The sequence below is a fragment of the Psychrobacillus psychrodurans genome (assembly GCF_050209195.1).
In the GTDB taxonomy this organism is placed as follows: domain Bacteria; phylum Bacillota; class Bacilli; order Bacillales_A; family Planococcaceae; genus Psychrobacillus; species Psychrobacillus psychrodurans.
In genome coordinates, this window is record NZ_CP189791.1 from 1,762,240 (window position 1) to 1,786,984 (window position 24,745).

The window sequence follows — 24,745 nt, forward strand, 5'->3', positions numbered from 1 at the left end:
GCATGAAAATGACTAAACCAGGACCAGCATTGAAACAGTTGCATTCACACCATGCTATACATGAAGGAGGGCTGTCAGGTGCCATACAAAAAACGAATAACTTTTTAGAATTATTGAGATCACGTGAGCTAGAAGCAGCAAATTTAGCAGCGGACGACTTATTAGATTACTGGGAAACAAGAGTTATTAGCCATGCAGATGCTGAGGAATCAGGATTCTACCAAGAAAAAGTGGAGGAGAATCCGGCTTTAAGAGATGTTGTTATAAAACTAGAAAGAGATCATGATTTACTCCGGATTATCGCTAAAGACATTAAGGAAATTCGAAACGAGCACGGTTTAAATGAGGCTGTAATCCAACGATTTTATGCACTTCTAACACTCAACGAAATTCATAGTAGAGACGAAGAACGTCTTTTATTCTAATAGAAATTGTAACGATATGAAAGTATGGTTCGATGAAAAGGAGTTTAACAAATGACTCGTAGAAATGACCCTTGTCCCTGTAATAGTGGGAAAAAATATAAAGCTTGTTGTTTAAAGAAAGAAAATATTATTTCAATAGATGAAGAACTAAATAAAGATTTAGAACAAGTGCTACTAAACTTTTTTCATGCTCACCCGACTAAAAAGGAAACAAACGAAATTTATGAGTGGATTGGTGACAGAGAAGAATATTTATCAGATCGCTTCGATAATGATAAAGTGAGTGCTATTATGGGAGATTGTTATTACTTCAATCATCGTGTAGATATTTGGCAAATGCATTTAGAAAGAGAATCAGCCAAATCGAAAAGACCAAGAGTTCAAACTGTTTTAGAAGGTTGGATGAATCCTGAAATAATCCTAGGAACTATCTTGAAAATAAGTAATAATAGTGCGGAAGTTGTGGATGTATTTTCTGAAGAAAAGGTAATGATAGAAATTCCAAATCCATTCGAAGGTGGAGTGGGAGATTTTATTTTTGGACATTTTCTATTAGATTCCAGGCAACAAGAACGGTACTATAAATTATTAAATTCTTTAATCGTATTCCCTGCGAAAGATGAAGCACTTGTTGAACGTGTGAAGGCTTTATATACCAACAGCAAGAGTGAATCAGTACTTGATTTTTATAATAATTATATTATTGAATGCTATGTAATTTTAGGAGATAAAGAAACTTCCATCGAGGAGCTATTTAGTGAAGAAGAGCTGGAGCTAATTTCTATTTTACATAGTAGTCTAGTAGAAATGGATACCAAGAGTGATAAGCTAATGTACATCTTTATCGAATATATTCAAAGAAAAGGTATTCCTAAGGGGATTAAAAAACCTACTGCGTTAGTGGCAGGGGCCTTGCAGTTTGGTATGCTAAATTCTATCATTTCATATATCTGGACAAAGAAAGAAATCTCATCGTTTTTAGAAGTTTCAACTACTACGGCTAACAAATATGAAGAATTATTCAAGGAGTTTTATGAGCATGAAATTTCAAAAGAAGAACTAACTCAGAATACTGTATTTGCCTTTGAAGTTGGAACAGATGCAAATCTAGTGGAATTTTCAAATTGGAAAATGGGTATGCATCTTAGCAAGGTTTCTATTAAAAATGAGAAAGAGATGAGTAGATATATAGATATTTATAAAGATAAAGATTATATACCAAAGGATGATAAAGAAGCTTCCCAAAAATATGCGTATGAAGCATATAGCTCCTCAGATTTGCTAAGAGAAAATTCAACTTCACTGGCTTATTTATTAGATAAACAAAATGTAGATGCAATTTTGTTAAAAGCTGATTATGTAGATATTGCAGAGAAAACTAATTTCTTTAAAGAAGCTATACGTATTGGAGAAAACCAGTTTGATCCAAATTTTGAATCTGTATGGGGGTATTTACCGAATAGACCTTATTTAAGAGCCTTGTTTAAATACGGATTATCGTGTTTTGAAATAATGAATTTTGAGAAAGCATTTGATTTGTTTAATAAGATTTTGCAGTTAAATCCAGCCGATCATCAAGGTGTCCGCTATCCAGCAGTTGCAACTTTGATCGCTTTAAACAGAATAGAGGAAGCAGAGAGTCTAATGAGCCATTACCAGGATTCAGATAATGCGTTTTTCAGCTGGTTCCGTTGGTCAATGGAGAAAAAGAAAAGCTTCTTCTCTAAGGAAACACAGAGAGCATATGAGTTGGCAATTGAAGATAATGCATACGTAGCAAACTATTATCGTATAAAAGTTCCCGCCTTACCATATCCCAATTCTCTTGCAATTACGCCCGATAGCCCGGAAGAAGCAAAAGTAATTTGGACACTATTGCAACCAATAATCTAGACCGATTGCACAGCGCAATCGGTCTTTTTGCTTGTAGAGCCCATAAAGTATTGGAAATAGCCCATAAACGACTCCCACAACATAGAAAACCTTATTATTACCCATAAATATTTGTATATAGACTATAAAAAATGCTTGATAGCCCTTAAACTATAACGCATAGCCAATAAAAGCACTACAACGACCCATTACAACAATTACTCATTCATAACTTTAGCGGATATTAATAATTGTACTTCATCTTCTGTGTATCCAAGCTCCGAAAGTATTTCTTTGTTATGCTGACCAAGTAGGGGAGCTGCAGTTCTGAATTGTCCTGGTGTCTCGGAAAATTTAGCTGGAAAACCTAGTGTTTTCATTGGACCTGCTATCGGATGTACATAATCTACTATCATTTCTCTTGATAGAATATGTTCATCATTCAATGTTTGGTCATACGAATAGATAGGTCCAGAAGGGACGCCACTTGAATCTAGTAAATCTAGCCAGTAGGAGGAGGGGTGTTCGCTTAAAACTTCCTCTATTTCTATTTCAAGTTCGCTAGCATTTTTTGCTCGAATACTATTTGTTAAAAATCGTTCGTCCGTGAGCCATTCCGGTTTATGGACGACGTGTAAACAAAATTTTTCCCACAGTTTCTGATTTCCTGCTCCAATAAGTATAAATCCATCTTGTGTTTTATAGCCTTGATATGGAGCAGAAACACGATGTGCTGTACCATTTCTTTGTGGTACTTCACCTTTGCCAAAATATGCTGCAGCTTCCCACACAGTCCATGCAAGACCAGAATCTACTAGGGAGACGTCGATATATTGTCCAGCACCTTTTTTTAACCGAAAAATATAGGCGGATAAAATAGATTGGATGGCGGTTTGTGCAGCTGCAATGTCGTGTATTGCAATGCCTACTTTGACAGGTTTTCCAGCTTTTTCTCCAGTCATATCAATCAGCCCTGAAAGTCCTTGAGCCATAATATCATAGCCACCTTTGTCTTTATATGGTCCTGTTTGGCCATAGCCGGAAATAGAACAATATATCAACGCCGGGTTTATAGCTTTCAGCGTATCATAATCAATTCCAAGTTTCTTCGTAACACCTGGTCGATAATTTTCGATAAAAACATCCGCATTTTTAATAAGTCTATATAATACTTCTAGTCCTTGTTTTGTTTTTAAATTAAGACATATCCCGCGTTTGTTACGATTTACCATCATATACATATAGCTTTCTTCGTTTATATATGGTCCCATACTTCTAGTGTCGTCACCACTTGGAAATTTTTCCACTTTAATAACTTCAGCACCCATATCCGCTAAAACCATTGTGCAATAGGGTCCAGCGAGAACCTGCGATAAATCAAGTACCTTCATACCTTTTAATGCTTGTTCCATCGTCTATCTACCACCTTATATTTTCCGTTAATCTTTTAAGAGCTGAAGATTTTTTACTTCCTCTAAATTACGAGCACCACTTAACGAAATCGAAACTCTAAACTCCTGTAGGAAGTTCTCTAATACACGTTCCACACCAATTTGGCCACCAGTAGCTAATCCCCATATGACGGGGCGACCAATACATACTGCAGTGGCTCCAAGTGCTAAAGCCTTTACTGCATCTGATCCTCTTCGAATTCCACTATCAAATAAAACAGGAATTCTCCCGTTTACAACTCGGATGACTTCTGGGAGGGCATCAATGCTAGCAATAACACCATCTAATTGGCGTCCTCCATGATTCGAGACGATTATTCCATCCATCCCTTTTTCAACAGCAAGTTTAGCGTCCTCTGGGTGAAGTATTCCTTTTATTAGGATTGGTAGAGTTGTATGCTCGCGTAACTCAGAAATATTCATCCAATTTAAAGTAGGGTGGTAGATATTTTCTAAAATATTATTTACGATAGTCTCTTGAGAATGATCGCTAAGTGAAGCCATGAATACTGGATCTGATGCATAATTTCCTTGTCCGAATCCGCGTTTCAATGGAGAGTATTGATTGCGAATATCTTCCTCTCGCCAACCAAGCATCGTAGTATCTATTGTTAATACAATTGCTTCATAGCCCGCTGCTTCTGCTCTTTTTACCATACTAAAGGAAACTTCTTTATTTTGAGAAGACCAATATAATTGGAACCATTTAGAACTACCATTTGTTTCTGCAGCAATTTCTTCAATAGAATAGCTGGATACCGTACTTTGAATATAAGAAAATCCGAATTTTGCTGCAGCTTTGGATACCGCTAATTCGCCATCTTCATGTGCAATTTTATTCACCCCGACGGGAGCAATGAGAAGGGGGTGGGGATATGTATAGCCTAGAATCGTGACTTCTGTATTTAAAGTAGATACATCCGTTAAAAAACGCGGGATGATAGAATACTTAAAAAAAGATTCTGTATTTTTTTTATATGTTTCTTCACCACCAGCAGAGGAACGAATGTATCCGAATGGGCCGGGTTCTAATATTTGTTTTGCTCCTTCTTCTAATTCTGCAAAGTTAATAGGATAATGGGAGTTTGCTCCAATATTTTTTAATAATAGATCATTCGTGGACATATGAAACACCTCTTATGTAAAATTTGGTTTTCTTTTTTCTAAGAATGCTTGGATGCCTTCTTTATAGTCATCGGAGCTGAAAGAATCTAAGATAAGTTCTTCAATTTGTTTTGTTTCTTCATTATCACCATCAATAATTGCTTGAATTACTTGTTTAATACCGTTATTGGCAACGGAAGACTTACGGATAATTTGATGAGCGAACTCATGACACTTTTCCTCTATCTCTTCCATCGGATAAATATAGTCAACTAAGCCAATTTCTTTTCCTTCTTCTGCTGTAATTAGTTTTGCAGTATACAATAATTCCTTTGTTTTTGTAATTCCGATAAGGTTAACTAACCGTTTTGTACTTACTAGGTTATAAATAATGCCGATGTTTGCAGCGGTTATGCCAAGCTTACTACCAGAAGATGCGAATCGGAAGTCACAGGAATTAGCAAGTTCTAATCCACCCCCAATGGCTAATGTCTTAATAAGGGCAATAGTAGGTTTGGGGAAACGATATAATTTTTCAATTGATTCAAGTGTTGCATCATTATAATCCTTTGCTTTTTGGGCAGAGAAACGATTTTTTAAAAACTCTGTAATATCTGCACCAGAGGAGAAAGCAGTTTCATCCGCACCTTTAAGGATTAACAATTTAACTTGCTGATCATTCTCTAAATCATTTAATATTTCACCGAGCTTTTTGAACATAGCTAGGGAGAAAGAGTTTTTCTTATCCACTCGGTTAAATACAAGTGTTGCGATTGATCCACTACGTTCAACATATAAAAGATTCGTCATAAGTTCGCCTCCTGCTAGTCTTTTTTAATATTTGCAGCAATACGATTTCCGATAGATTGAATACTTTGTACTAGGATGATTAAAATTACTACTGTCGCATACATTACATCAACTTCATAACGTAAATGTCCGAAACGATATGCCAAGTCACCTAAACCACCTGCACCAACCATACCTGCCATTGCTGTAGCACCGATTAAGCTGACAGTTGAAATGGTTAATCCTAAAACAATAGAAGGACGAGCTTCTCGAAGTAAAACATTCCAAATGATTGCGCGTGTACTAATACCCATAGCAGTATATGCCTCTATGACACCATTTTCCACTTCCAAAAGAGCAGATTCCATTAGTCTAGCAATATATGGAGCTGTATAAATTACTAATGGCACGATAACGCCTTGAACTCCAATAGTTGTTCCAACTATTAATCTTGTAAAAGGAATTATGAAAAATAGTAAAATGATAAAGGGAACAGAACGTACAATATTTATGATTAAATTAGTGATTTGATATATAAATTTGTTTTCTAATGCCTGGCCAGGTCTGGTCAGGACGATTAAAATACCTAATGGAATCCCGATTAATACTGAGAAAAATAGGGAGATACCCACCATTTGAAATGTTTGTACAACAGACTCACCAATAATCGGTAGCCATTGTTCTATAAATTGATCGATTCTACTCATGAGACTGTCCCTCCAGTTCTTCCGTTGCTACACCTTGAGAATCTAAATAGTGTATAGCATTTCTAACCTGGTCCTTGTCGCCAATTAAATGGACCACTATATTTCCGACAATGCCATTTTTAAGTTCGATAATATTGGCAGTTAATATGTTCGGTTTGACATTAAATTTTTGACTTACTTCAGCTAATAAAGGTTTTCCAGTGCTGTCCCCGACAAATGTTAAGCGAGTGACTGCACCCGTAACATTTAGCTGAGAAATTAAAGAAGTGGATAAATTACGCTGACTTATTGTATTTAAAAACTTTTTAGTAGTAGGGTGTGTAGGTTTAGTAAATAGATTAATAGCTGTATTTTGTTCAACAATTTCTCCATTTTCCATGACATACACATGATCACAAATTTTTTGAATGACATTCATTTCATGCGTGATTAAAAGTATAGTAATACCTAATTCTCGATTTATCTTTAGAAGCAAATCTAATATGGAATCAGTAGTTTCCGGATCCAGTGCGCTTGTTGCTTCATCACTAAGCAATACTTCGGGTTCCTGCGCTAGTGCACGGGCTATTGCGACACGCTGCTTTTGGCCACCAGATAACTGGTTTGGATAGTTTGTATGCTTGTCAGTTAATCCAACTATTTCTAAATATTGATCCACTCGTTTTTTTACTTGCGCTTTATTATATCCAAGTAGCTTAAGTGGAATGGCGATATTATCATAAACAGTTGCTGTTTTTAATAGATTAAATCCTTGAAATATCATACCAATTTTATTGCGGGTTTCACGCAATTTAGGGAGGGGAAGGGAAGTAAGTTCAACACCGTTAATAAAAACTTTGCCTTCCGTTGGCTGTTCGAGTAAATTTACGCATCGAATCAGTGTACTTTTACCAGCACCGCTATATCCAATGACTCCATGAATTTCTCCTTTATTAACCTGAATATTTACTTGGTTTACTGCCTTTACTATTCCACTCTTGCTTTTAAATTCTTTCGATACATTTTCTAACTCAATCATTTACTATCTTCCTTTCTAAAGAAAACGCTACCGAAGTCGGTAACGTTTTCAAGTCCATTATTCGTCCCAGCTAGCTAATACAGAACCTTTAAACTCTTCTTCGATAAACTTTCGTACTTCTTCCGATTGATATGCTTTTACAAATTTTTGAATCGTTGGATCATCTTTATTTTCCGCACGAACAACAACAAAGTTTACATAAGGTGAGTTAGAAGACTCTAATAATATAGAATCCTCTTTTGGGCTAATTCCTGCTTCAAGTGCAAAGTTTGTATTAATGGCAGCTGCATCTACTTCACTTAATTGTTTTGGTATTTGAGCAGCTTCTAGTTCAATAAATTCCAAGTTTTTTGGATTTTCTTCAATGTCATAAATACTAGCTGTTTCTCTTTTGTCTTCTTTAATTTTGATGTAGCCATGTTCTTCTAAAATGTATAGTGCACGCGCGCCATTCGTTGGATCATTTGGCAAACCAAAAGTTGCACCGTCTGGTAGATCATCAATTGACTTGTATTTTTCTGAATATACACCCATTGGATTTAAAATTGTTTTTCCTACTGGTACTAAGTCAGTACTGTGATCCTCGTTAAACGTGTCTAGGAAAGGTTCGTGTTGATAGCTATTCGCATCTAAATCACCTTCTGATAATGCAGTGTTAGGTAGAATATAATCAGAGAATACTTTAAGTTCTACTTCTAAACCATCTTTAGCTGCTACTTCTGCAGCTACTTCTACAATTTGTTCATGTGGTCCGGCAGTTACTCCTACTACTATTTTGTCTTCATTGATTGCTTTAGCTTCTGACGCAGCGTCAGACCCACAAGCTGCAAGAGTTCCAGTTAATAATACCGTTGATAATAAAAATCCAATCTTTTTCATTTGTCATTCCTCCGAATAATTATTAAGAACGTTGTATAAATATAAAAAGCCTCTCTTCCAGTAGAAAGAGAGGCGCATACATACGTTTGTCCTCTCTTATCTATCAAAACAAAATGTTTTGCAGGATTTAGCACCTTTCCATATACAAAAAATATATGGATGGTTGCCGAGCTTCATCGGGCCAGTCCCTCAGCTACTCTTGATAAGAGATATCAGCTATTAAGTTTTCCAACAGTTCATAAAATATAATTTACTACATCAAATTATTAAAGTCAACAGACTTTTTTTATAGTTGCATATATCATTCGAATTAGTTTATGTTTAATAACAATAAATAATTATACATAGGGAGTGTGTAAGCGTTGTCAAAAATTAGAGCAAATTATGCTGTAGGGCAGCTAGGGAAGATAGTGAGCGCACGTTTAATTTATGGAACTGATCTGCTGGAAGGGATAGAGGAATTGTGTAAAGTAAATGGAATTCAATCAGCTACAATTCTTAGTTGTTTTGGTAGTTTTCAAAGATGTGGATTTGTGTATTTAGTACCAAATGAAGATTCCCCTATAGGTGTAGGATACAATAATCTTGTGGTGAAAGAGGGGCCAATTGAGTTCTTGCAGGGTACAGGAGTTGTATGCCAAAGAGATGATCAATTTGAAACGCATTTCCACGGTACAATATGTGACCAAAATGGCAAAATTTTTGGTGGTCATTTTATTAAAGGTGAAAATCCTGTTATTACAGTAGACCTAGTGTTGGCAGAAACTGTTGATATGGAGTTTAAGAGACAGTTTGACGAAGAAACTGGAGCTAATCAGTTTTATCCTGTAGAAACAAATAAAGAAAAACCTAATCAGCTAAATAAATGAAAATTGCAGCCCTACATTAAAGGGCTGCAATTTTTTAAAATAAACTAAGCTTTCCAATGCGTGTAATTGCTTCTCTTAATCGATCTTCATCTACTAATAAACCCACGCGAACATACCCTTCGCCGTATCCACCAAACCCATTGCCAGCAGCAACTGCTACATCGGCTTCGTTCAAAAGTAAATCTGCAAAAGCTTCACTTGTAAAATTATCGGGAACAGGTAACCATGCGAAAAAGGAACCTTTTGGTGCATTCACCTGCCAACCAATACTGTTACAAGATTCAATAAGAGCATTTCGTCTGCCCTCATATAAATCCACTAATTCCTTTACACATTCTTGACTATCATTGAGTGCAACCGTTGCAGCATCCTGTATGGCAGGGAAGAGACTAACAAATAAGTGGTCTTGAATTATATTTATAGCTTCAATAATTTTAGCGTTCCCAACAGCAAAACCAACTCTCCAGCCAGCCATATTATACGTTTTGGACAATGTGTACATTTCAATACCTACGTCTTTTGCACCATCAGCTTGTAAGAAACTAATTGGCTTCTCTCCATCAAAACCTATTCCACCATATGCAAAATCATGGACAATGGCAATGTCCTTTTCTTTTGCCAACGAAACAGTTTCTTGGAAAAATTCTAAATTAGCGATAGCGCCAGTGGGGTTATTTGGATAGTTTAAGTACATAAGTTTAGCTTTTTGTTTTTGCTCCTCTGTTAAGGAACTGTAATCAGGAAGGAAATTATTTTCCTTGAGTAATGGCATCGTGTCAAACGCTACATTAGCAAGTCCTACCCCAGATAAATAATCAGGATAGCCTGGGTCAGGAAGTAGCATTAAATCATTTTCATTCATCAGTGCCAACGGGAGCTCTACTAAGCCAATTTTAGTGCCAAATAATATCGCTACTTCAGTTTCAGGGTCAATGTCAACATTATATTCTCGTTTATAGAAATTGGCTGCCGCTTTTTTAAATTCTCCAGTTCCACGAAATGGACTATACTTGTGGTTTAATGGATTGGCTGCCGCTTCCTGCAGTGCTTGTACAATATGCTCAGGAGTAGGCTGATCAGGATTACCTTGTCCAAGATTAATCACATCTCTACCTTCTAAAACTGCGTCTCCAACTTTTTTTACTAGTGTAGCAAAAAACTGTGAAGGTAGATTTTTTAAACGGTTTGAAAATTCCATGTTCGTAACCTCGTTTTCTAATAAGTTGCATTTGTTAGTCAAATCTTATAACCTTTTTATTATTATGTCTATAGGGGTGTCAAAAATGAGAATTGCATGTGTCCAATTAAATATAGCTTTTGGTAACCCAAAAGAAAATTTTAGAAAAGTAGAAGAAAAGATTCGGAAAGCAGCGATGTTAAATGCAGAAATCGTCGTACTGCCTGAAATGTGGAATACTGGTTATGACTTAACAAAACTTGATGTAACAGCTGATGTAAACGGAGAAGAAACTAGAAATCTCCTAACTCGGTTAGCTAGTGAGTTACATATTCATATTATTGGAGGCTCCGTTTCAACCCAAAAAAACAACCATTTCTTTAATACGATGTACGTAGTAAATAATATTGGAGAGCTGATTGCTGAATATGATAAAGCGCATTTGTTTAAATTAATGGATGAGCATCTATACTTAGAGGCAGGAACAAGCAAAAATATCTTCACGCTGAATGATGTCGAAATGGGGGGCGTTATCTGTTATGATTTACGTTTTCCAGAGTGGTTCCGTGCCCATTCATTGGCAGGAGCGAAAATTATTTTTGTACCTGCTCAATGGCCGGCTACTAGAGTTGATCATTGGAAAATATTATTACAAGCTCGGGCGATTGAAAATCAATGTTTCATCGTTGCAGTAAACCGGGTCGGAGAAGATCCTAACAATTCATTTAACGGAAATTCGATGGTAATCGCACCATGGGGCGAGGTTCTTTGGGTTGGAGCTGATGAAGAAACAATAGGTTTAGTAGATGTAAACATGGATGATGTGGAAGAAGTAAGAAAAAGGATTCCGGTTTTTAAAGACCGTAGAGTGGACCTATATTAAAAGATATAGTGCTATCTGTATTGACGTACAGATAGCTTTTTTGTATGGTTTTCTAAAGGGGGAATTAAAATGGTAGAAATAATTCGCGCGATTCAAGATGAGTACCCGGAGGATTTTGCTTGGTGTTATGGTTGTGGGAGAATGAACAAAGAAGGGCATCACTTTCGTACAGTATGGGATGGAGAGCAAACAGTAACTATTTATGAACCGAAGGAAGAGCATATAGCGATACCTGGTTTCGTATATGGCGGGCTAATTGGGGCATTAGTCGACTGTCATGGTACAGGTTCTGCATCGCTTGCTCTACATCGAAAGAATGGATTTGAACCAGGTAGTGGAGAAACACCACCTCGCTTTGTTACTGGTTCCTTGCATGTAGATTTCCTAAAACCAACTCCGCAGAAAATTGTTCTAAAAGCAATTGGCCATGTAGAAGAAATTCATCCTAAAAAATTCAAAGTTACTACAGAAGTATTTGCAGGAGAAGTTCTCTGCGCTCGTGGTGAAGTGATCGCTGTTCTAATGCCTGCATCTTTTGGGAAACAATAAATTATATAGAACCTGCTAATAAACAAATTGTTTTTATTAGCAGGTTCTTTTTTATTTTGGCTATGTTAAAAAGAAAGTGTTGATTTTCCGTGAGGTGGTATTGAAATATTCACTTTAACAACCACAGCAGATTAATTGAAGAAGAAAAGCTAGCCACTTATGTCGCATTACGGATTCTATAAAATATTTTTATTCTTGGAAGGAATTCATTTGTGGAATAGAGAATTATAAAGTAAATGACAATACTATAGTAGAGGTGAGTAACATGGGGTTTCAGGCTGATAAGATATTCGTAAATTTAGCAGTAAAAGATTTAAATAAGTCTAAGGCGTTTTTCTCTAAATTGGGGTTTGAATTCAATGCTCAGTTTACCAATGAGCTTGCAGCAAGCATGATTATTAATGATAATATATTTGCTATGTTGTTAGTTGAAGAACATTTTAAGACTTTTACGAAAAAAGAAATCTCCGATTCTACAACAAGTAACTAAGCAATATTGGCATTATCTGTTGAAAGTAAAGAAAAAGTCGTAGAGATTGTAAACAAGGCTTTAGAAGCAGGTGGAAAACCTTCAATGGAACCACAAGACCATGGTTTTATGTATGGGTGGAGTTTTGAGGATATTGACGGGCATCTTTGGGAGCTTTTTTTCATGGATGAAAGTTCAATGAATTAATTTATCCTAAAGACAAAGTAACTTACATTATACGATTGAGGAAGCTAGCACATGGTGTTAGCTTTTTTGTCGTAAATTATGAAGTTCTTGAGGAACAGAGTTAAAATTAAAAAGCTTTCAATATCTATAAAATTACATAATAAAAATGACTGGTGACATAATCAGAGTAGGATTAATCACTCAGGAGTGCTCCTCGTATAGAGTGCGCCAGTCTGTGATGTGCCGTGGACGTTGGAGTTAGACTAACAACGGGCTCAACGGTACCATAGTTGGTCGGCCATCCTATTGTTTATTTAAAGATGAATTATTTAAATGGGGCACGTAATTTACTGATAATCAATTCATTATGAAATTGAAATAAATAGTTCGAAATTAAGTACGTTTCATTTGATTTTCTATTTATTATCAAGCTTTTCCTTAAGATTAAAACACTCAAAATTTGGGAATGAAAGGAATAGGAGGTTGATTTTAATGGATACATTATTATATTTTCTTTATGTAGTTTTATATACTGCGCTATTAATTTGGGGGGTATATGGCATAAGAAAGCAGGATTTAGCAAAATGGACAAGTGTCATCTATTTAGTGATCCTACCATTGATCTATGATAACGCAATACTTGCTACAGGAAAGTGGATTGGAGAAGGGGAGTTATTGGAAAGCTTAAACTTTTCTCGTTTTTGCTTACATGCTTTAATCACACCATTACTTGTTATGTATTCTTTAGGGACATTGCAGGAAAGTGGTATCAAATGGGCAAAGAAAAAGTGGTTATTTATTTCAGGTATTATATATACGATTGGTTTAATGATATTAGAATTTTCTAAAGAGGTTGTTGGATTAGACATTGAAGTAGTGAAAGAATACGGGGTTATAAGCTATTCAAATGTTAAAGAATCAACTGGTCCCCCTGTAATGGTGTTATTAGTTACTATCATTCTCATTGTAGCAAGTGCAATCTTGTGGAAAAAAACGAAATGGCCAGTTTTCTTTATAGGTGCCGTAGTTATGACTTTTGGAAGTGCAATACCTATAAATGTAGAAAGTGGAGCAGTGACGAACGCATTTGAATTATTTTTGATATTTACTTTGATATGGACTAAGAGACGTCTTATAACAAATGAGCTAAATGTTAGATAGTTTCAATATAAAAGACATACTAAATTTTAGTATGTCTTAAAAAATTCATGCTTTTACAATTTGATCGACAGGAACTGCTTCTTTCGGTTCTGGAACTTTTGTTAAAATGATAAATCCGATGATGAACAAGATTACTAGACTAAATACCCCATATGCTGAGTTCCCGGTTAACTGGGCAGTGATTCCTACTAGTAATGGTCCAATGATAGAGGCAAACTTTCCGAAAATATTATAAAATCCAAAAAACTCGTTTGAATTCTCTTTTGGAACTAATTTACCAAAGTAGGATCTACTTAGCGCTTGAATACCGCCTTGAGAAGTAGCTACGAGCATTGCTAAAATCCAGAAATCTACAATAGTATCTAAGAAAAATGCATATGTACATATAATTATATAAACTATTATTCCAACATAAAGCATTTTCTTTTCAGAAAATTTAGTAGCTAATTTTCCATATAGTATAGCAAATGGTGCAGCAACAACTTGTGTGGCAAATAAAACTATAAGCAAACTGGTAGATTCCAAACCTAAATCAGAACCATATGCTGTAGACATGGAGATGATAGTACCTACGCCATCAATATAAAAAAAGTAAGCAAGTAAAAACAAAAAAAGAGCCCGGTATTGACGTATTTCTTTAAAGGTATTTCCTAATCGTTTGAAACTTTCTAAGATGATATTTCCTTCTTTTTCGACAAAGTGAATTTGTTTCACGTTTTTGAACATCGGAATAGAGAATATTACCCACCAAGCTGCTGTTATAACGAATGCTAGTCGGCTAGCATTCGTTGTTGAAATAGGAATAATTTCCTTTCCGGCTAGCAAAATAATAATGATACTAAGTAAAAAGGGAATAGTGGACCCAATATAGCCAAAACTATATCCACGTGAAGATACTTTATGCATACGTTCATTATTAGTTACATCTACGATAAAGCCATCGTAGAAGACATTCGCTCCTGTTGCACCAAGTGCTGCAAGTGTATAAAAGATTAATAATAATAGCCAATTATCAAAAGGTACGAATGCTAGCATTGTAGTAAACGTAACACCTAATACAAAGAAAAAAGTAAAAAACTTTTTTTTCATCCCACGATAGTCTGCGATTGTTCCTAGAATTGGGCCTATCATGGCTAATATAAAAGTGAAAATTGCAATCGTATATCCAAGGTAAGCTGTGGAATCTGCTGCATTTACCCCGCCTGCTGTAGCAGATTCTTTATAAAAGATAGGGAAAACAGCTGTAGTAATGATGATTGAATAGGCGGAAGAGCCCCAATCATAAAGAGACCAACTATTCTCTTCTTTTGTGAATTTTTTCAATATATTCATCCCTCCAATCATTGTTATAAATTATTGTACATCAAACAAAACAGGCTTAGTAGAATAATTCAGAAAAATAACCTAAATTTTACAAAGAAAGTTCAAAATAATTACATGAACATTGTCACCTTCCAATCAAAATTTACATACTTTTAACATTCGACGGGTGATATTAGGAATAAACTATATATGAAGGAGTAGAAAATATGGAAACTAAAAATGAGCAGAAAGCAATAATAGACATTGGGTCCAATTCCATCCGCTTAGTGGTAATTAGCTATAGTAGAGACAAGGGTTTAATAGAGCAACTTAATATTAAAACTGTAGCACGATTAAGTATGCATATTGATGAAGAAGGAAACTTAAGTTCTGAAGGTATACATATTTTAATCGAAAATTTATTGAAATTTAAGGACATATTAAACGATATCTCTGTGACGAACGTGTTTGCAGCAGCTACAGCTGCTATTAGAGAAGCAAACAATTGTGAAATGGTCTTACTTAAGGCCCAGAAACAGACGGGGATTCAAATTTCTTTATTATCTGGAGAACAGGAAGCTTATTATGGTTATTTAGCTGTTATTCATTCAACTAATATAACTACAGGTGTAACGATAGATATGGGTGGAGGAAGTACGGAAGTTACATATTTTGAAAACAAAAAGATAAAATTTTCACACAGTTTTCCTTTCGGAGCTGTCTCTTTAAAAAAGAAATTTATACAGGGTAGTTCAATTACATTGGAAGAAAAGGAAAATCTTATTGCTTATGTGTGGGAACAATTTCAAGGATTACCTTGGTTACATAACTTACAAGCACCTGTGGTTGCTATCGGCGGTAGTGCACGAAATTTAGCGCAGGTGGATCAGCAACGCAAGAACTTTGCACTACATGGGATACATCAATATGAGTTAAGTGCATCGGATTTACAGGAGATTAGCTATGAATTTGCTCAATTTCCCTTCGAACGTTTAAAGAAATTAGACGGTTTTTCCGCAGATCGAGCGGATATTATTGTGCCTGCACTAGAAACCTTTCGGATATTTATGGAGGTAGTAAAAAGTTCAGCTTTTATTTATAGCAAAAAGGGTTTACGGGAAGGAATTATTTTAGCTCATCTTATCGATCAATCTCCTGATGATTTTAAAGTAAATGATGTGACTAAGAACGCTATCCGTCATGTGTTAGGAAAGTTTAATATGAATGAAAATGAATCACTTCATTTGTTTGGAATTTTTTCTTCTATATATGATAAATTCATGCAGTGGGGTTATATAGCACCACTTCACAATAAGAAGTTACTTCTCCATGCATTCCAACTATTTCATATTGGTAAGGAAATTGAGCAAGATGCGTATAGTCAGCAAACTTTCCATATTATAACCAACTTAACAATAGATGGTATATCTAATGAAGATCGTTTAAAAATTGCCTTAATTGCCTCATATAAAAATAAGGGTACATTTAAACAATATATTGAACCCTATCAACATATTATTAGTACTATGGAAAGTAAAAAGCTTCGAGATGTTGGAGCATTAATTCGCTTTATAAAAGGAATAAATGTACTAGGAAAATCTCCTATAAAAGATGTATTCCTCACAAAAACTGCTGCAAATACTATCGAATTTATATTTTTAGTTTCTGAAAAATACATGTTAGAACAATACCAAGCGGAAAAATTAAAAAGACATCTTGAAAAAATAGTTGATATGGAAGTTAAGTTGAAGTTTGTAGACATGGAGGAAATTCAGGAATGAATGACGGAGCGGTACAAAAACATCCTTTTAACAACTATGCCTATTATAATAATAGAGAAATAAGCTGGCTCGCATTTAATGAGCGAGTACTAGAGGAAGCTGAAGATGAAACGAATCCCCTGTTGGAACGATTGAAATTTTTAGCTATTTTTAGTTCCAATTTAGATGAGTTTTTTATGGTACGTGTAGCAGGTTTACAGGATCAGGTTAGAGCTGGATTCAATAAACCTGAAAATAAAGCAGGATTAACACCAAAAGAGCAGTTAAATCAAATAGCTTTAATTACGAAAGAATTAGTAAGCAGACAAATGAAAATTTATAAAGAGCTGATTGAAGAACAACTTCCTATGCATGGTATTTCTTTAGTCAAGTATGCTGAATTATCAATTCCTCAAAAACAGGAATTACAGAAACTGTTTGAGGAAGAAATTTTTCCAGTTTTAACACCAATTGCAGTTGATACATATCGACCATTTCCAATTTTATTAAGTAAAACAATGAATATTTTAGTGATGATAGAAGACAGCCAAGATGCAAACACCGAACAAAATAAGATTGCTATAGTTCAGGTGCCGTCGGTTTTAAAACGGTTTATCCAAGTTTCGACAGAGGATGGTTCGTTCGTGGCTGTTCTTTTAGAGGATGTCATCGTTGAACATATTTCCAATCTATTTCACGGGTATCATGTGAAACATGCAAACCCCTTCAGAATTACCCGTAATGCTGATTTAACAATTCATGAAGAGGGAGCTCGGGATTTACTAATTGAAATTGAAAAAGAGTTGAAAAAGCGTAAGTGGGGAGCGGTAAGCAGATTAGAAGTAAAAGTAAGTGAAATCAAACCGAAACTGTTAAACTTTTTACTGGATGAGTTAGAAATTATACCAGAAGATGTTTATAAATTAGATGGTCCATTAGATGTGACTTTCCTATTTTCCTTTATTAAAACTTTTGAAGGGAAGTATATAAATTTATTCTATGAACCTTTTATACCGCAACCTCCATTAGATATATCAAGTGATGAGGAAATTTTTGCGAAAGTTCAAAAGCAAGATTTGTTTTTTCATCATCCTTATGAATCCTTTCAACCAATAATAGATTTTATCGAAAAAGCAGCTGAAGACCCATCTGTTTTGGCTATTAAGCAAACCTTGTACCGAGTTAGTGGGAATTCTCCTGTTATACTAGCTTTAAAGCGTGCTGCTGAGAACGGAAAACAGGTAACCGTATTGGTTGAGTTAAAAGCTCGTTTTGATGAGGAAAATAACGTGCAGTGGGCAAAAGAGTTAGAGAAAGCAGGCTGTCTCGTAATTTACGGGATGCATAATTTAAAAACTCATTCCAAAATAACGTTAGTTGTTCGAAGAAGGAATAACAGAATCGAACAATATGTCCATCTTGGGATAGGAAATTATAATGACCAAACTGCGAGAACGTATACTGATATGGGAATTATTACGGCAGATAAAAAAATTGGTTCAGATGCAACGCAATTTTTTAATTTTCTTAGCGGATATACGGATAAACCAAATTATGATAAATTAGTCGTTTCGCCATATGATATACGAGATAAATTTATTAGTTTGATAGATGAAGAAATTGCGTGCCATCAGGCATTTCATAACGGTCACATTAAACTAAAGATGAATTCTCTTACAGATAAAGATTTGATATTGAAGCTTTACGAAGCTTCATCTGTGGGAGTAAAAGTGGATCTAATAGTAAGGGGTACATGTTGTTTACTACCCAAAATCCCAGGAGTAAGTGAAAATATAACAGTGTCGAGTATTGTCGGTAGATTTTTAGAGCACTCTAGAATTTATTGGTTCCATCGAAATGGTGATTCTAAATTATACCTTTCCTCAGCGGATATGATGACTCGAAATATGGTGAAACGTGTAGAGATATTATTTCCTGTTTTATCTCCTCCTATAAAAAAGAGAGTGATGGAAATTCTAGATTTAGAATTGCGAGATACTGTTAAAGCCAGATTCCAAGATCAAAGTGGCAAATATCATTATAAAGACAAAACTGAATGCAAATTAGATAGTCAGCAAATTTTGTTAGAAAGGTCACTAAAGTATATACCAGAAGAATAGGTAAAGGAGCTGAATCCATTGGTTCAGCTCCTTTATTTTGAAAGAATTATTTGTATTTATTAATGTAAATTACTTTTTTCCACTTCTGAAACTACAAAAGCAAGATCGTCATTTCCAAATAATTGAAGTACATATAAAACGGTCCCTATGTCTATTAAGGTAGAATTTTTCTCTGTGCTGTCCATTAGTTCTAAAATAACCTCATTTGAAGCTTGGTTAGGGTATGCTCTACTATAAAGATCTACGGGATTAATATCATGATTAACACACCATTGTACATAGATTTGTATCATCATATTTTCATCTGCTTCATATTGTTCAATTACTTTATTTTTCATTTTATACCTCCAGTTATAGAGAATCGATTACTTGCCATATATTCGAGGATATTTCTTTTATTTCTATTGATTGAGCAGTATTAATCATTGTATTTGAGAAGCTATTTACTACAGTTTCCAGTAGAAATTTCCTAGGATGGTTGCTTTTTAGTTCCTCTATAATAAAGTTTATTAACTCAATTTCTTGTGCCTTCAACTCTTTTAAATTTGTTTCTTTAAATGTTTGAATTAGCTGAATTACATGATCTTTGGTAATTCGTACTTCATCATAAAAGTGATTAAAAACAAATGTGTCTATAATAACTTCATCAGACTCTACTAAATCTGTCATTAATGAATCCAATCGATTCATAACATAATTTACTAATTCAATAGAAGAAACCTCTTTAGACTTAACAGTCCAAGGGTGCTGCATCTGTTGAATCATTCCCAATAACAAAATTGCACTATCTACTGAATATTTCCTTGATTTTGCCCCATAAATATCAACTATTCGTTTGGATAACCATTTTACTTCTTCGTAATGATTATTCTTAATAATATCCCTCAGCTCTGAATCTTGAGAGTGGAAGATGACCAAGAAGATGGGAACCAAATTTCGTTCTTTGTATACTTCCATGCGTACTATTAATTGTTTTATAAGTATATCTTTATTGGATATGTCTTGATGAATTAATAATTCTCTACGTTTAAGAACAGTTTCTTCCTTAGCGTTATCTATAATAGAAATAATACATTCATTCTTTGATGAAAAATAATTATAAAATGTACCTTTCGATATTTTACTCTCATTTATAATGTCTTGAACAGAAGTGGCTGCAAAACCTTTTTCTATAAATAATTTTTGAGCTGTCAATAATACTTGATGCTTCCTATTCTTCATATTCACACACCTTTATACTACAAGTCTAAATAATATAATACAAAATAATAGCTGTTAAATCAATGAATTTTAAATGTAAGCGTTTTTCGTTATTGCATTTTTTGGACCAAGGGTATAAAATGTTCAAAGTAGTGTACAACTCGTGCAATTATAGTTCCGAAATATTAGGAGGAAAAAAAAGAATGAACGAAACGCAACAAAAACCACCATATGCCATGATTGCAATCCTTTTTGTAGGGGCATTCATAGCTTTTTTAAATAATACGTTATTAAACGTAGCTTTACCTACTATTATGACAGAGTTTGCAGTCAAAGCTTCTGTTGTTCAATGGTTAACAACTGGATATATGCTTATAAACGGTATATTAATACCGGCAAGTGCGTATTTTGTAACTAAGTTCTCAAATAGAAAATTATTTATTACTGCAATGTCATTATTTTCATTGGGTACATTATTAGCAGCTATCGCACCAGAGTTTTGGGTGCTAATTTTAGCTCGTATGATTCAAGCAGCGGGCTCAGCGGTAATGATGCCATTACTAATGAATGTTATGTTAACTGCATTCCCTATTGAACGAAGAGGGACAGCGATGGGGTTATTCGGTTTAGTAATGATTATGGCTCCAGCTATCGGACCCACATTGTCTGGTTTCATCATTGAGCATTATACTTGGAGAGTATTGTTTGAGCTAATATTACCATTGGCTGTTATAGTATTGTTACTATCCATTTTTAAACTAAAAAATATTACTCCGAACAAAGATATGAAACTAGATGTTTTCTCTTTAGGTTTATCGACCATAGGTTTTGGTGGTCTTCTATATGGATTTAGTACAGCTGGAGATAAAGGCTGGGATGCACCAATTGTATATAGTACGATTGCAATTGGAGTAATTGCTCTAGTAATTTTTGTACTTAGACAATTAAAACTAGATGAACCATTGTTAGATTTACGTATTTACAAGTACCCAATGTTTGCTTTGTCATCCGTTATTTCTGTAGTTGTTTCAGCTGCAATGTTTTCAGGTATGATTCTAACCCCACTGTATGTGCAAACAATTCGAGGTATTTCACCCTTAGATTCTGGTCTATTAATGCTTCCAGGTGCTTTAGCTATGGGGTTAATGTCTCCAGTTACAGGGAAGTTGTTTGATAAATACGGTGCTCGTTCGTTAGCAATTATCGGGTTAACAATAACAGCGATCGCGACATATATGATGAGTAATTTAGCGGCTGACTCAGATTATTACTACATCATGATTGTTTACACAATACGAATGTTTGGTATGTCTATGGTAATGATGCCTATCATGACAAATGGTCTTAATGAATTGCCAATGAAGATGAACCCGCACGGAACTGCTGTCAATAATACGTTACAACAAGTATCGGGTGCTATAGGTTCTGCAATATTTATCACAATTATGAATGCAAGAATGGAATCCAAAGGAGCTAGTTTGTTTGCGGAGGCAGCGAAAGCAGGGAATGTTCCAACAGCTGCAGATGCATTAGAGCAATTTAAATTGCAAATTAGTGGTCAAGCAATGTTAGAAGGGATTAATTTCACTTTCTTTATTGCTACGCTTGTTACGGTTCTTGCATTAGTATTATCGCTATTTGTAAAAAGAGTGGATGTTTCTAAAAAACCAACTAACGTAAAATAAACATGGAAAAGCGCTTGCGTAAGCAAGTGCTTTTTTTGTGTTTAGGAAAATAATTTGTAATGTTATTGAATAAAAAATAAGTTAATCCAATGATAGAGAAGGAAGCATATTTTGTTTTATGCTAGGGATAGTACAGCGATTTTCGTTCCAGGTGGACGCGTTCCGCAGGGTGAGCGATGAACCATCACCGCCCCTTCGGGTACGTTGTGATGTTTCAACTGTCTCACTGATCCTGCTGGAGTCGCCACCTTCCACTACAATCCCTTAGTGTGTAGTACTTCTGCATAGTTTATCGCTTAGATGATAAGATTGGGTTGAATTTTAGCGAGTGATAAATTTTTTGTAATCGCTTTTGTATTAAGAATAAGTTTATCCAATGATAGAGAAGGAAGCATATTTTGTTTTATGCTAGGGATAGTACAGCGATTTTCGTTCCAGGTGGACGCGTTCCGCAGGGTGAGCGATGAACCATCACCGCCCCTTCGGGTACGTTGTGATGTTTCATCTGTCTCACTGATCCTGCTGGAGTCGCCACCTTCCACTACAATCCATTAGTGTGTAGTACTTCCGCAGAGCTTATGGCCAAGATGATAAGGTTAGGTAGAATTTTAGAGAGTAATAAATGATTTGTAATCGATTTGAATTAGAAATAAGTCTACCCAATAATAGAGGACGGAAGTAGATTTTATTTTACTAATAAGTGAAATAGTAAGTGTTTACTAAAAAAGAGGTAAAATAGCCAACAAAATTGTATCTTCGAGGGCTTACTCTATTTATTGGAAAGTAACTTATCTCTAGTTATCCAAAAACGCACTTACCTGTTTCTAGGAGGTGCAGGAGGGTGAGGGACAGGCAAACACCATAAGATTGCAAAAAAAAGTGATATTGGTTGCGACGGACGTCACTACCAATATCACTAAAAATTCACTCGGTAATAATATTTCAAAACTGCTGTCCAAAGCACATCGAAAACTTTAGAAACAGGTTAGATCTTAAAGGACCGGGCGTCTTTTGACCGTTTTTTCTTAGGCGTTATGATTTATTTCTTCTGTTAACGATTCTAACTCATCTATCAACGAACCAATATAAGCAATTGTATCTTTTAAAGGCTCATCAGTTGTAATATCAACACCAGCCATTTGTGCTAGTTCTACCGGTGATTTGGTACCACCAGCTTTCAATACTTCCGTCCATTCATCTACTGCAGTCTGACCTTCCTTCAATATTCGCTTAGATACCTGAGTGGAGATAGTTAATCCTGCGCTATATGTGTACGGGTATAAACCCATATAATAATGTGGTTGGCGCATCCAAGTGAGTTCGGCTCCCTCTGTAATTTCTACCGTATCTCCCCAGAATTCTTCTAATACAGTGCGTTTATAATCGTTTAGAATTTGTGCATTAACATTTAAGCCTTTATCAATACGGTCATAAACCTTACGCTGATATGCTGCCTCCAATAGATGAGTTACAAAATTATGATAATACGTTCGAGCTACTATAGAAGAAATCACCCATCGTTTAAATTTAAGATCATCCGAATTCTTCAGTAAATGGTTGGCCACTAGCATTTCATTCATTGTGGAAGGAGCTTCGATGAAATAAAGAGAAGGGCGAGCGTTAAAGATGTTCTGCTCTTTATTTGCATAATAGAAGTGACCAGCATGACCTAATTCATGTGCAAGAACAAACACTTCATTCATCCGACTAGACCATGAAATTAGAATATAAGGGTGACTTCCGTATGGACTAGAACAAAAAGCGCCAGTTGATTTTCCGACATTTTGGGGGAAATCAATCCAGCGTTCATCATAAGCGCGGTTGACCATATCTATATATTCTTCACCCATAACTGAAAGAGCATCATCTATATATTTTTTTGACTCTGCCACAGAAATCTTAGGTTCAAACTCAGGATCTAAAGATACTTTTAAATCCGCGAACGTCATTTTGTCCAACCCATGTTCTTTTTGAAGTAATTTTGCATACCTACGCATATGAGGTGCAAGTTCTTTAGAAATTAAATCAATTTGTCTATTATATAAGGAACGGTCCACGTCTTGGTTGAATAATAAGTAATCGTATATAGAGCTATAACCTCGTAAATCTGAAGTTGTTTTTTCCATTTGCAAGTGCATATCATAGGTTTTAGCTGTTGTATGCTGATATTCTCTTAATTTTTTGGAAAATGCATCAAAGGCTGCTCTTCTTTTTTCTGGATCTGATTCGGCTTCCCAGTCATTTTCAAATGACACATAGCTAAGAGGATACTCTTGACCATTTACCTCAAAGTTATCAAACGAAATATCGAGCATTTTAGTCGTATCATATAATTTATAAGGAGCACCAAACGAAGCAGAGTAGGCAGCAAGTGTTTTTTCTACTTCTGGATGTAATTGATACTTTTTCTTCTTTAATAACTTTTCTAAGTAAAGCTGATGGGGAGGGAATTTAGAAATTGCTTCTTCAATTATATTATCAGGTAATTCCACTAACTCACTATTTAAAAACGATAATTGACTGCTAACTTTTGCGGAAAGAGAACCAAATTTACTTGCTCTCATCTGAGCGTCTGTATTTGTTTGATCTGTACTTAAGGAAAGGCTAGCAAATGCTCCAGCTGGTACAATTTTTTCATATAATTTCGTATATTCGTGAAGTGCTTCACCAACATCAGAAGCGATTTGGATGGACCCCTTAAAACGTTTGTTAAACTCTGATGAAGAAACTTCGATTTCTTTTAATGCAACTTCAAAATCGTCTTCAGTTTTAAATAAATCAACTAAATTCCACGTTTCTTCTACTTTTACTTGATCACGACTCGGCATTTCTTTTACCATTTTATCTCTCCTTATTATTACGGATTTCGAACTATTCAATAGTATATATAAAGTTAATAGAAAAGTAAAAACAATTAATTATTTCATAGAATTTGATTAATTGTAAGAAATATTAGTATAAATAATAAAATATATTGCATAATCTTAAATAAAAATTATTTTATGTAAATAGTGGGAATGTCATAAGGGGAATTTTTCCTATAAATCCTTATTGTATAAGGACTTATCGACTGTAAATAAATATTATACTGGTGTAATATTATAAATTTTCTAATAATACCGAAAAATTAGTGTAGACT

The 24,745-nt window shown here is 35.0% G+C and carries 20 protein-coding genes, 1 pseudogene and 1 riboswitch; of the genes and pseudogenes, 10 read left to right on the top strand and 11 right to left on the bottom strand.

Annotation, left to right across the window (positions count from 1 at the left end):
• Nucleotides 1-8 precede the first annotated feature (8 nt).
• Together ACQCPR_RS08290 and ACQCPR_RS08295 are read left to right on the top strand one after the other, a co-directional pair.
• On the top strand, nucleotides 9-425 hold the full coding sequence (locus ACQCPR_RS08290; RefSeq protein ID WP_427138735.1) for a hemerythrin domain-containing protein: 417 nt from the start codon (nucleotides 9-11) through the stop codon (nucleotides 423-425).
• 51 nt (nucleotides 426-476) lie between these two features.
• Nucleotides 477-2,318 (top strand): SEC-C metal-binding domain-containing protein, encoded by a 1,842-nt coding sequence (locus ACQCPR_RS08295; protein WP_427138736.1) that lies wholly within the window; start codon nucleotides 477-479, stop codon nucleotides 2,316-2,318.
• A 197-nt stretch (nucleotides 2,319-2,515) separates the two neighbouring features.
• Here ACQCPR_RS08295 and ACQCPR_RS08300 read toward each other — a convergent pair whose 3' ends face one another.
• Genes ACQCPR_RS08300 through ACQCPR_RS08325 form a run of 6 tightly spaced genes read right to left on the bottom strand, consistent with a single transcriptional unit; the run spans nucleotide 2,516 to nucleotide 8,245 of the window.
• Entirely contained in the window at nucleotides 2,516-3,709 is a 1,194-nt protein-coding gene (locus tag ACQCPR_RS08300; RefSeq protein WP_427138737.1) for a CaiB/BaiF CoA transferase family protein, read from the bottom strand.
• Nucleotides 3,710-3,736: 27 nt separating this feature from the next.
• Nucleotides 3,737-4,873, bottom strand: coding sequence for an alpha-hydroxy-acid oxidizing protein (locus tag ACQCPR_RS08305; protein WP_427138738.1), 1,137 nt, complete (start codon nucleotides 4,871-4,873; stop codon nucleotides 3,737-3,739).
• Between the two features lie 12 nt (nucleotides 4,874-4,885).
• Nucleotides 4,886-5,662: an enoyl-CoA hydratase/isomerase family protein gene (locus tag ACQCPR_RS08310; RefSeq protein ID WP_427138739.1), complete on the bottom strand. Its 777-nt coding sequence runs from the start codon at nucleotides 5,660-5,662 to the stop codon at nucleotides 4,886-4,888.
• A gap of 14 nt (nucleotides 5,663-5,676) precedes the next feature.
• Nucleotides 5,677-6,348, bottom strand: a complete 672-nt coding sequence (locus ACQCPR_RS08315) for a methionine ABC transporter permease (protein WP_093494733.1) — start codon at nucleotides 6,346-6,348, stop codon at nucleotides 5,677-5,679.
• Nucleotides 6,341-7,366 carry a methionine ABC transporter ATP-binding protein gene (locus ACQCPR_RS08320; protein ID WP_427138740.1) on the bottom strand — a complete coding sequence of 342 codons (1,026 nt, stop codon included), beginning with the start codon at nucleotides 7,364-7,366 and terminating at the stop codon, nucleotides 6,341-6,343. Before ACQCPR_RS08320 ends, ACQCPR_RS08315 begins: the two co-directional genes overlap by 8 nt.
• A gap of 57 nt (nucleotides 7,367-7,423) precedes the next feature.
• Complete coding sequence (locus ACQCPR_RS08325) at nucleotides 7,424-8,245, bottom strand: MetQ/NlpA family ABC transporter substrate-binding protein (RefSeq protein ID WP_241600306.1); 822 nt, start codon at nucleotides 8,243-8,245, stop codon at nucleotides 7,424-7,426.
• A 93-nt stretch (nucleotides 8,246-8,338) separates the two neighbouring features.
• A riboswitch (SAM riboswitch) is annotated at nucleotides 8,339-8,454 on the bottom strand.
• 153 nt (nucleotides 8,455-8,607) lie between these two features.
• Between ACQCPR_RS08325 and ACQCPR_RS08330 the strand changes: the two genes are divergently transcribed.
• Nucleotides 8,608-9,114 carry a PPC domain-containing DNA-binding protein gene (locus tag ACQCPR_RS08330; RefSeq protein WP_427138741.1) on the top strand — a complete coding sequence of 169 codons (507 nt, stop codon included), beginning with the start codon at nucleotides 8,608-8,610 and terminating at the stop codon, nucleotides 9,112-9,114.
• Nucleotides 9,115-9,148: 34 nt separating this feature from the next.
• On the opposite strand, the gene ACQCPR_RS08335 is transcribed toward ACQCPR_RS08330, so the two are convergent.
• Nucleotides 9,149-10,312 (bottom strand): pyridoxal phosphate-dependent aminotransferase, encoded by a 1,164-nt coding sequence (locus ACQCPR_RS08335; protein WP_427138742.1) that lies wholly within the window; start codon nucleotides 10,310-10,312, stop codon nucleotides 9,149-9,151.
• Nucleotides 10,313-10,397: 85 nt separating this feature from the next.
• Here ACQCPR_RS08335 and ACQCPR_RS08340 point away from each other — a divergent pair, with 85 nt between their 5' ends.
• The 4 genes and pseudogenes from ACQCPR_RS08340 to ACQCPR_RS08355 all read left to right on the top strand — a co-directional run bounded on the left by ACQCPR_RS08340 (nucleotide 10,398) and on the right by ACQCPR_RS08355 (nucleotide 13,539).
• The gene (locus ACQCPR_RS08340) at nucleotides 10,398-11,174 is read left to right on the top strand and encodes a carbon-nitrogen family hydrolase (protein WP_090561556.1); all 777 of its coding nucleotides are present in this window, start codon (nucleotides 10,398-10,400) and stop codon (nucleotides 11,172-11,174) included.
• 69 nt (nucleotides 11,175-11,243) lie between these two features.
• The gene (locus ACQCPR_RS08345; protein WP_090561554.1) at nucleotides 11,244-11,723 is read left to right on the top strand and encodes a PaaI family thioesterase; all 480 of its coding nucleotides are present in this window, start codon (nucleotides 11,244-11,246) and stop codon (nucleotides 11,721-11,723) included.
• A 265-nt stretch (nucleotides 11,724-11,988) separates the two neighbouring features.
• A pseudogene (locus ACQCPR_RS08350) lies at nucleotides 11,989-12,399 on the top strand (VOC family protein).
• A gap of 471 nt (nucleotides 12,400-12,870) precedes the next feature.
• Entirely contained in the window at nucleotides 12,871-13,539 is a 669-nt protein-coding gene (locus ACQCPR_RS08355) for a phospholipid phosphatase (protein ID WP_427138743.1), read from the top strand.
• 45 nt (nucleotides 13,540-13,584) lie between these two features.
• Here ACQCPR_RS08355 and ACQCPR_RS08360 read toward each other — a convergent pair whose 3' ends face one another.
• The gene (locus tag ACQCPR_RS08360; RefSeq protein WP_241600348.1) at nucleotides 13,585-14,865 is read right to left on the bottom strand and encodes an MFS transporter; all 1,281 of its coding nucleotides are present in this window, start codon (nucleotides 14,863-14,865) and stop codon (nucleotides 13,585-13,587) included.
• A gap of 203 nt (nucleotides 14,866-15,068) precedes the next feature.
• On the opposite strand from ACQCPR_RS08360, the gene ACQCPR_RS08365 reads away from it, so the two are divergent.
• Entirely contained in the window at nucleotides 15,069-16,622 is a 1,554-nt protein-coding gene (locus ACQCPR_RS08365) for a Ppx/GppA family phosphatase (protein ID WP_427138744.1), read from the top strand.
• Nucleotides 16,619-18,721 (top strand): RNA degradosome polyphosphate kinase, encoded by a 2,103-nt coding sequence (locus tag ACQCPR_RS08370; RefSeq protein WP_427138745.1) that lies wholly within the window; start codon nucleotides 16,619-16,621, stop codon nucleotides 18,719-18,721. Before ACQCPR_RS08365 ends, ACQCPR_RS08370 begins: the two co-directional genes overlap by 4 nt.
• Before the next feature lie 59 nt (nucleotides 18,722-18,780).
• On the opposite strand, the gene ACQCPR_RS08375 is transcribed toward ACQCPR_RS08370, so the two are convergent.
• Both ACQCPR_RS08375 and ACQCPR_RS08380 read right to left on the bottom strand, forming a co-directional pair.
• Nucleotides 18,781-19,059 (bottom strand): hypothetical protein, encoded by a 279-nt coding sequence (locus ACQCPR_RS08375; RefSeq protein WP_090561543.1) that lies wholly within the window; start codon nucleotides 19,057-19,059, stop codon nucleotides 18,781-18,783.
• Nucleotides 19,060-19,072: 13 nt separating this feature from the next.
• The gene (locus tag ACQCPR_RS08380; RefSeq protein ID WP_090561540.1) at nucleotides 19,073-19,942 is read right to left on the bottom strand and encodes a TetR/AcrR family transcriptional regulator; all 870 of its coding nucleotides are present in this window, start codon (nucleotides 19,940-19,942) and stop codon (nucleotides 19,073-19,075) included.
• A 182-nt stretch (nucleotides 19,943-20,124) separates the two neighbouring features.
• On the opposite strand from ACQCPR_RS08380, the gene ACQCPR_RS08385 reads away from it, so the two are divergent.
• Complete coding sequence (locus ACQCPR_RS08385) at nucleotides 20,125-21,606, top strand: DHA2 family efflux MFS transporter permease subunit (protein ID WP_090561538.1); 1,482 nt, start codon at nucleotides 20,125-20,127, stop codon at nucleotides 21,604-21,606.
• A 1,025-nt stretch (nucleotides 21,607-22,631) separates the two neighbouring features.
• Here ACQCPR_RS08385 and pepF read toward each other — a convergent pair.
• Nucleotides 22,632-24,446 (bottom strand): oligoendopeptidase F, encoded by a 1,815-nt coding sequence (pepF, locus tag ACQCPR_RS08390; protein ID WP_427138746.1) that lies wholly within the window; start codon nucleotides 24,444-24,446, stop codon nucleotides 22,632-22,634.
• Between the last annotated feature and the right edge of the window lie 299 nt (nucleotides 24,447-24,745).

Excerpts from the sequence above, each read along its gene's own strand:
- ACQCPR_RS08290 (WP_427138735.1), top strand. The coding sequence starts at position 9 with ATGACTAAACCAGGACCAGCATTGAAACAGTTGCATTCACACCATGCT.
- ACQCPR_RS08295 (WP_427138736.1), top strand. The coding sequence starts at position 477 with ATGACTCGTAGAAATGACCCTTGTCCCTGTAATAGTGGGAAAAAATAT.
- ACQCPR_RS08300 (WP_427138737.1), bottom strand. The coding sequence starts at position 3,709 with ATGGAACAAGCATTAAAAGGTATGAAGGTACTTGATTTATCGCAGGTT.
- ACQCPR_RS08305 (WP_427138738.1), bottom strand. The coding sequence starts at position 4,873 with ATGTCCACGAATGATCTATTATTAAAAAATATTGGAGCAAACTCCCAT.
- ACQCPR_RS08310 (WP_427138739.1), bottom strand. The coding sequence starts at position 5,662 with ATGACGAATCTTTTATATGTTGAACGTAGTGGATCAATCGCAACACTT.
- ACQCPR_RS08315 (WP_093494733.1), bottom strand. The coding sequence starts at position 6,348 with ATGAGTAGAATCGATCAATTTATAGAACAATGGCTACCGATTATTGGT.
- ACQCPR_RS08320 (WP_427138740.1), bottom strand. The coding sequence starts at position 7,366 with ATGATTGAGTTAGAAAATGTATCGAAAGAATTTAAAAGCAAGAGTGGA.
- ACQCPR_RS08325 (WP_241600306.1), bottom strand. The coding sequence starts at position 8,245 with ATGAAAAAGATTGGATTTTTATTATCAACGGTATTATTAACTGGAACT.
- ACQCPR_RS08335 (WP_427138742.1), bottom strand. The coding sequence starts at position 10,312 with ATGGAATTTTCAAACCGTTTAAAAAATCTACCTTCACAGTTTTTTGCT.
- ACQCPR_RS08340 (WP_090561556.1), top strand. The coding sequence starts at position 10,398 with ATGAGAATTGCATGTGTCCAATTAAATATAGCTTTTGGTAACCCAAAA.
- ACQCPR_RS08345 (WP_090561554.1), top strand. The coding sequence starts at position 11,244 with ATGGTAGAAATAATTCGCGCGATTCAAGATGAGTACCCGGAGGATTTT.
- ACQCPR_RS08355 (WP_427138743.1), top strand. The coding sequence starts at position 12,871 with ATGGATACATTATTATATTTTCTTTATGTAGTTTTATATACTGCGCTA.
- ACQCPR_RS08365 (WP_427138744.1), top strand. The coding sequence starts at position 15,069 with ATGGAAACTAAAAATGAGCAGAAAGCAATAATAGACATTGGGTCCAAT.
- ACQCPR_RS08370 (WP_427138745.1), top strand. The coding sequence starts at position 16,619 with ATGAATGACGGAGCGGTACAAAAACATCCTTTTAACAACTATGCCTAT.
- ACQCPR_RS08375 (WP_090561543.1), bottom strand. The coding sequence starts at position 19,059 with ATGAAAAATAAAGTAATTGAACAATATGAAGCAGATGAAAATATGATG.
- ACQCPR_RS08380 (WP_090561540.1), bottom strand. The coding sequence starts at position 19,942 with ATGAAGAATAGGAAGCATCAAGTATTATTGACAGCTCAAAAATTATTT.
- ACQCPR_RS08385 (WP_090561538.1), top strand. The coding sequence starts at position 20,125 with ATGAACGAAACGCAACAAAAACCACCATATGCCATGATTGCAATCCTT.
- pepF (WP_427138746.1), bottom strand. The coding sequence starts at position 24,446 with ATGGTAAAAGAAATGCCGAGTCGTGATCAAGTAAAAGTAGAAGAAACG.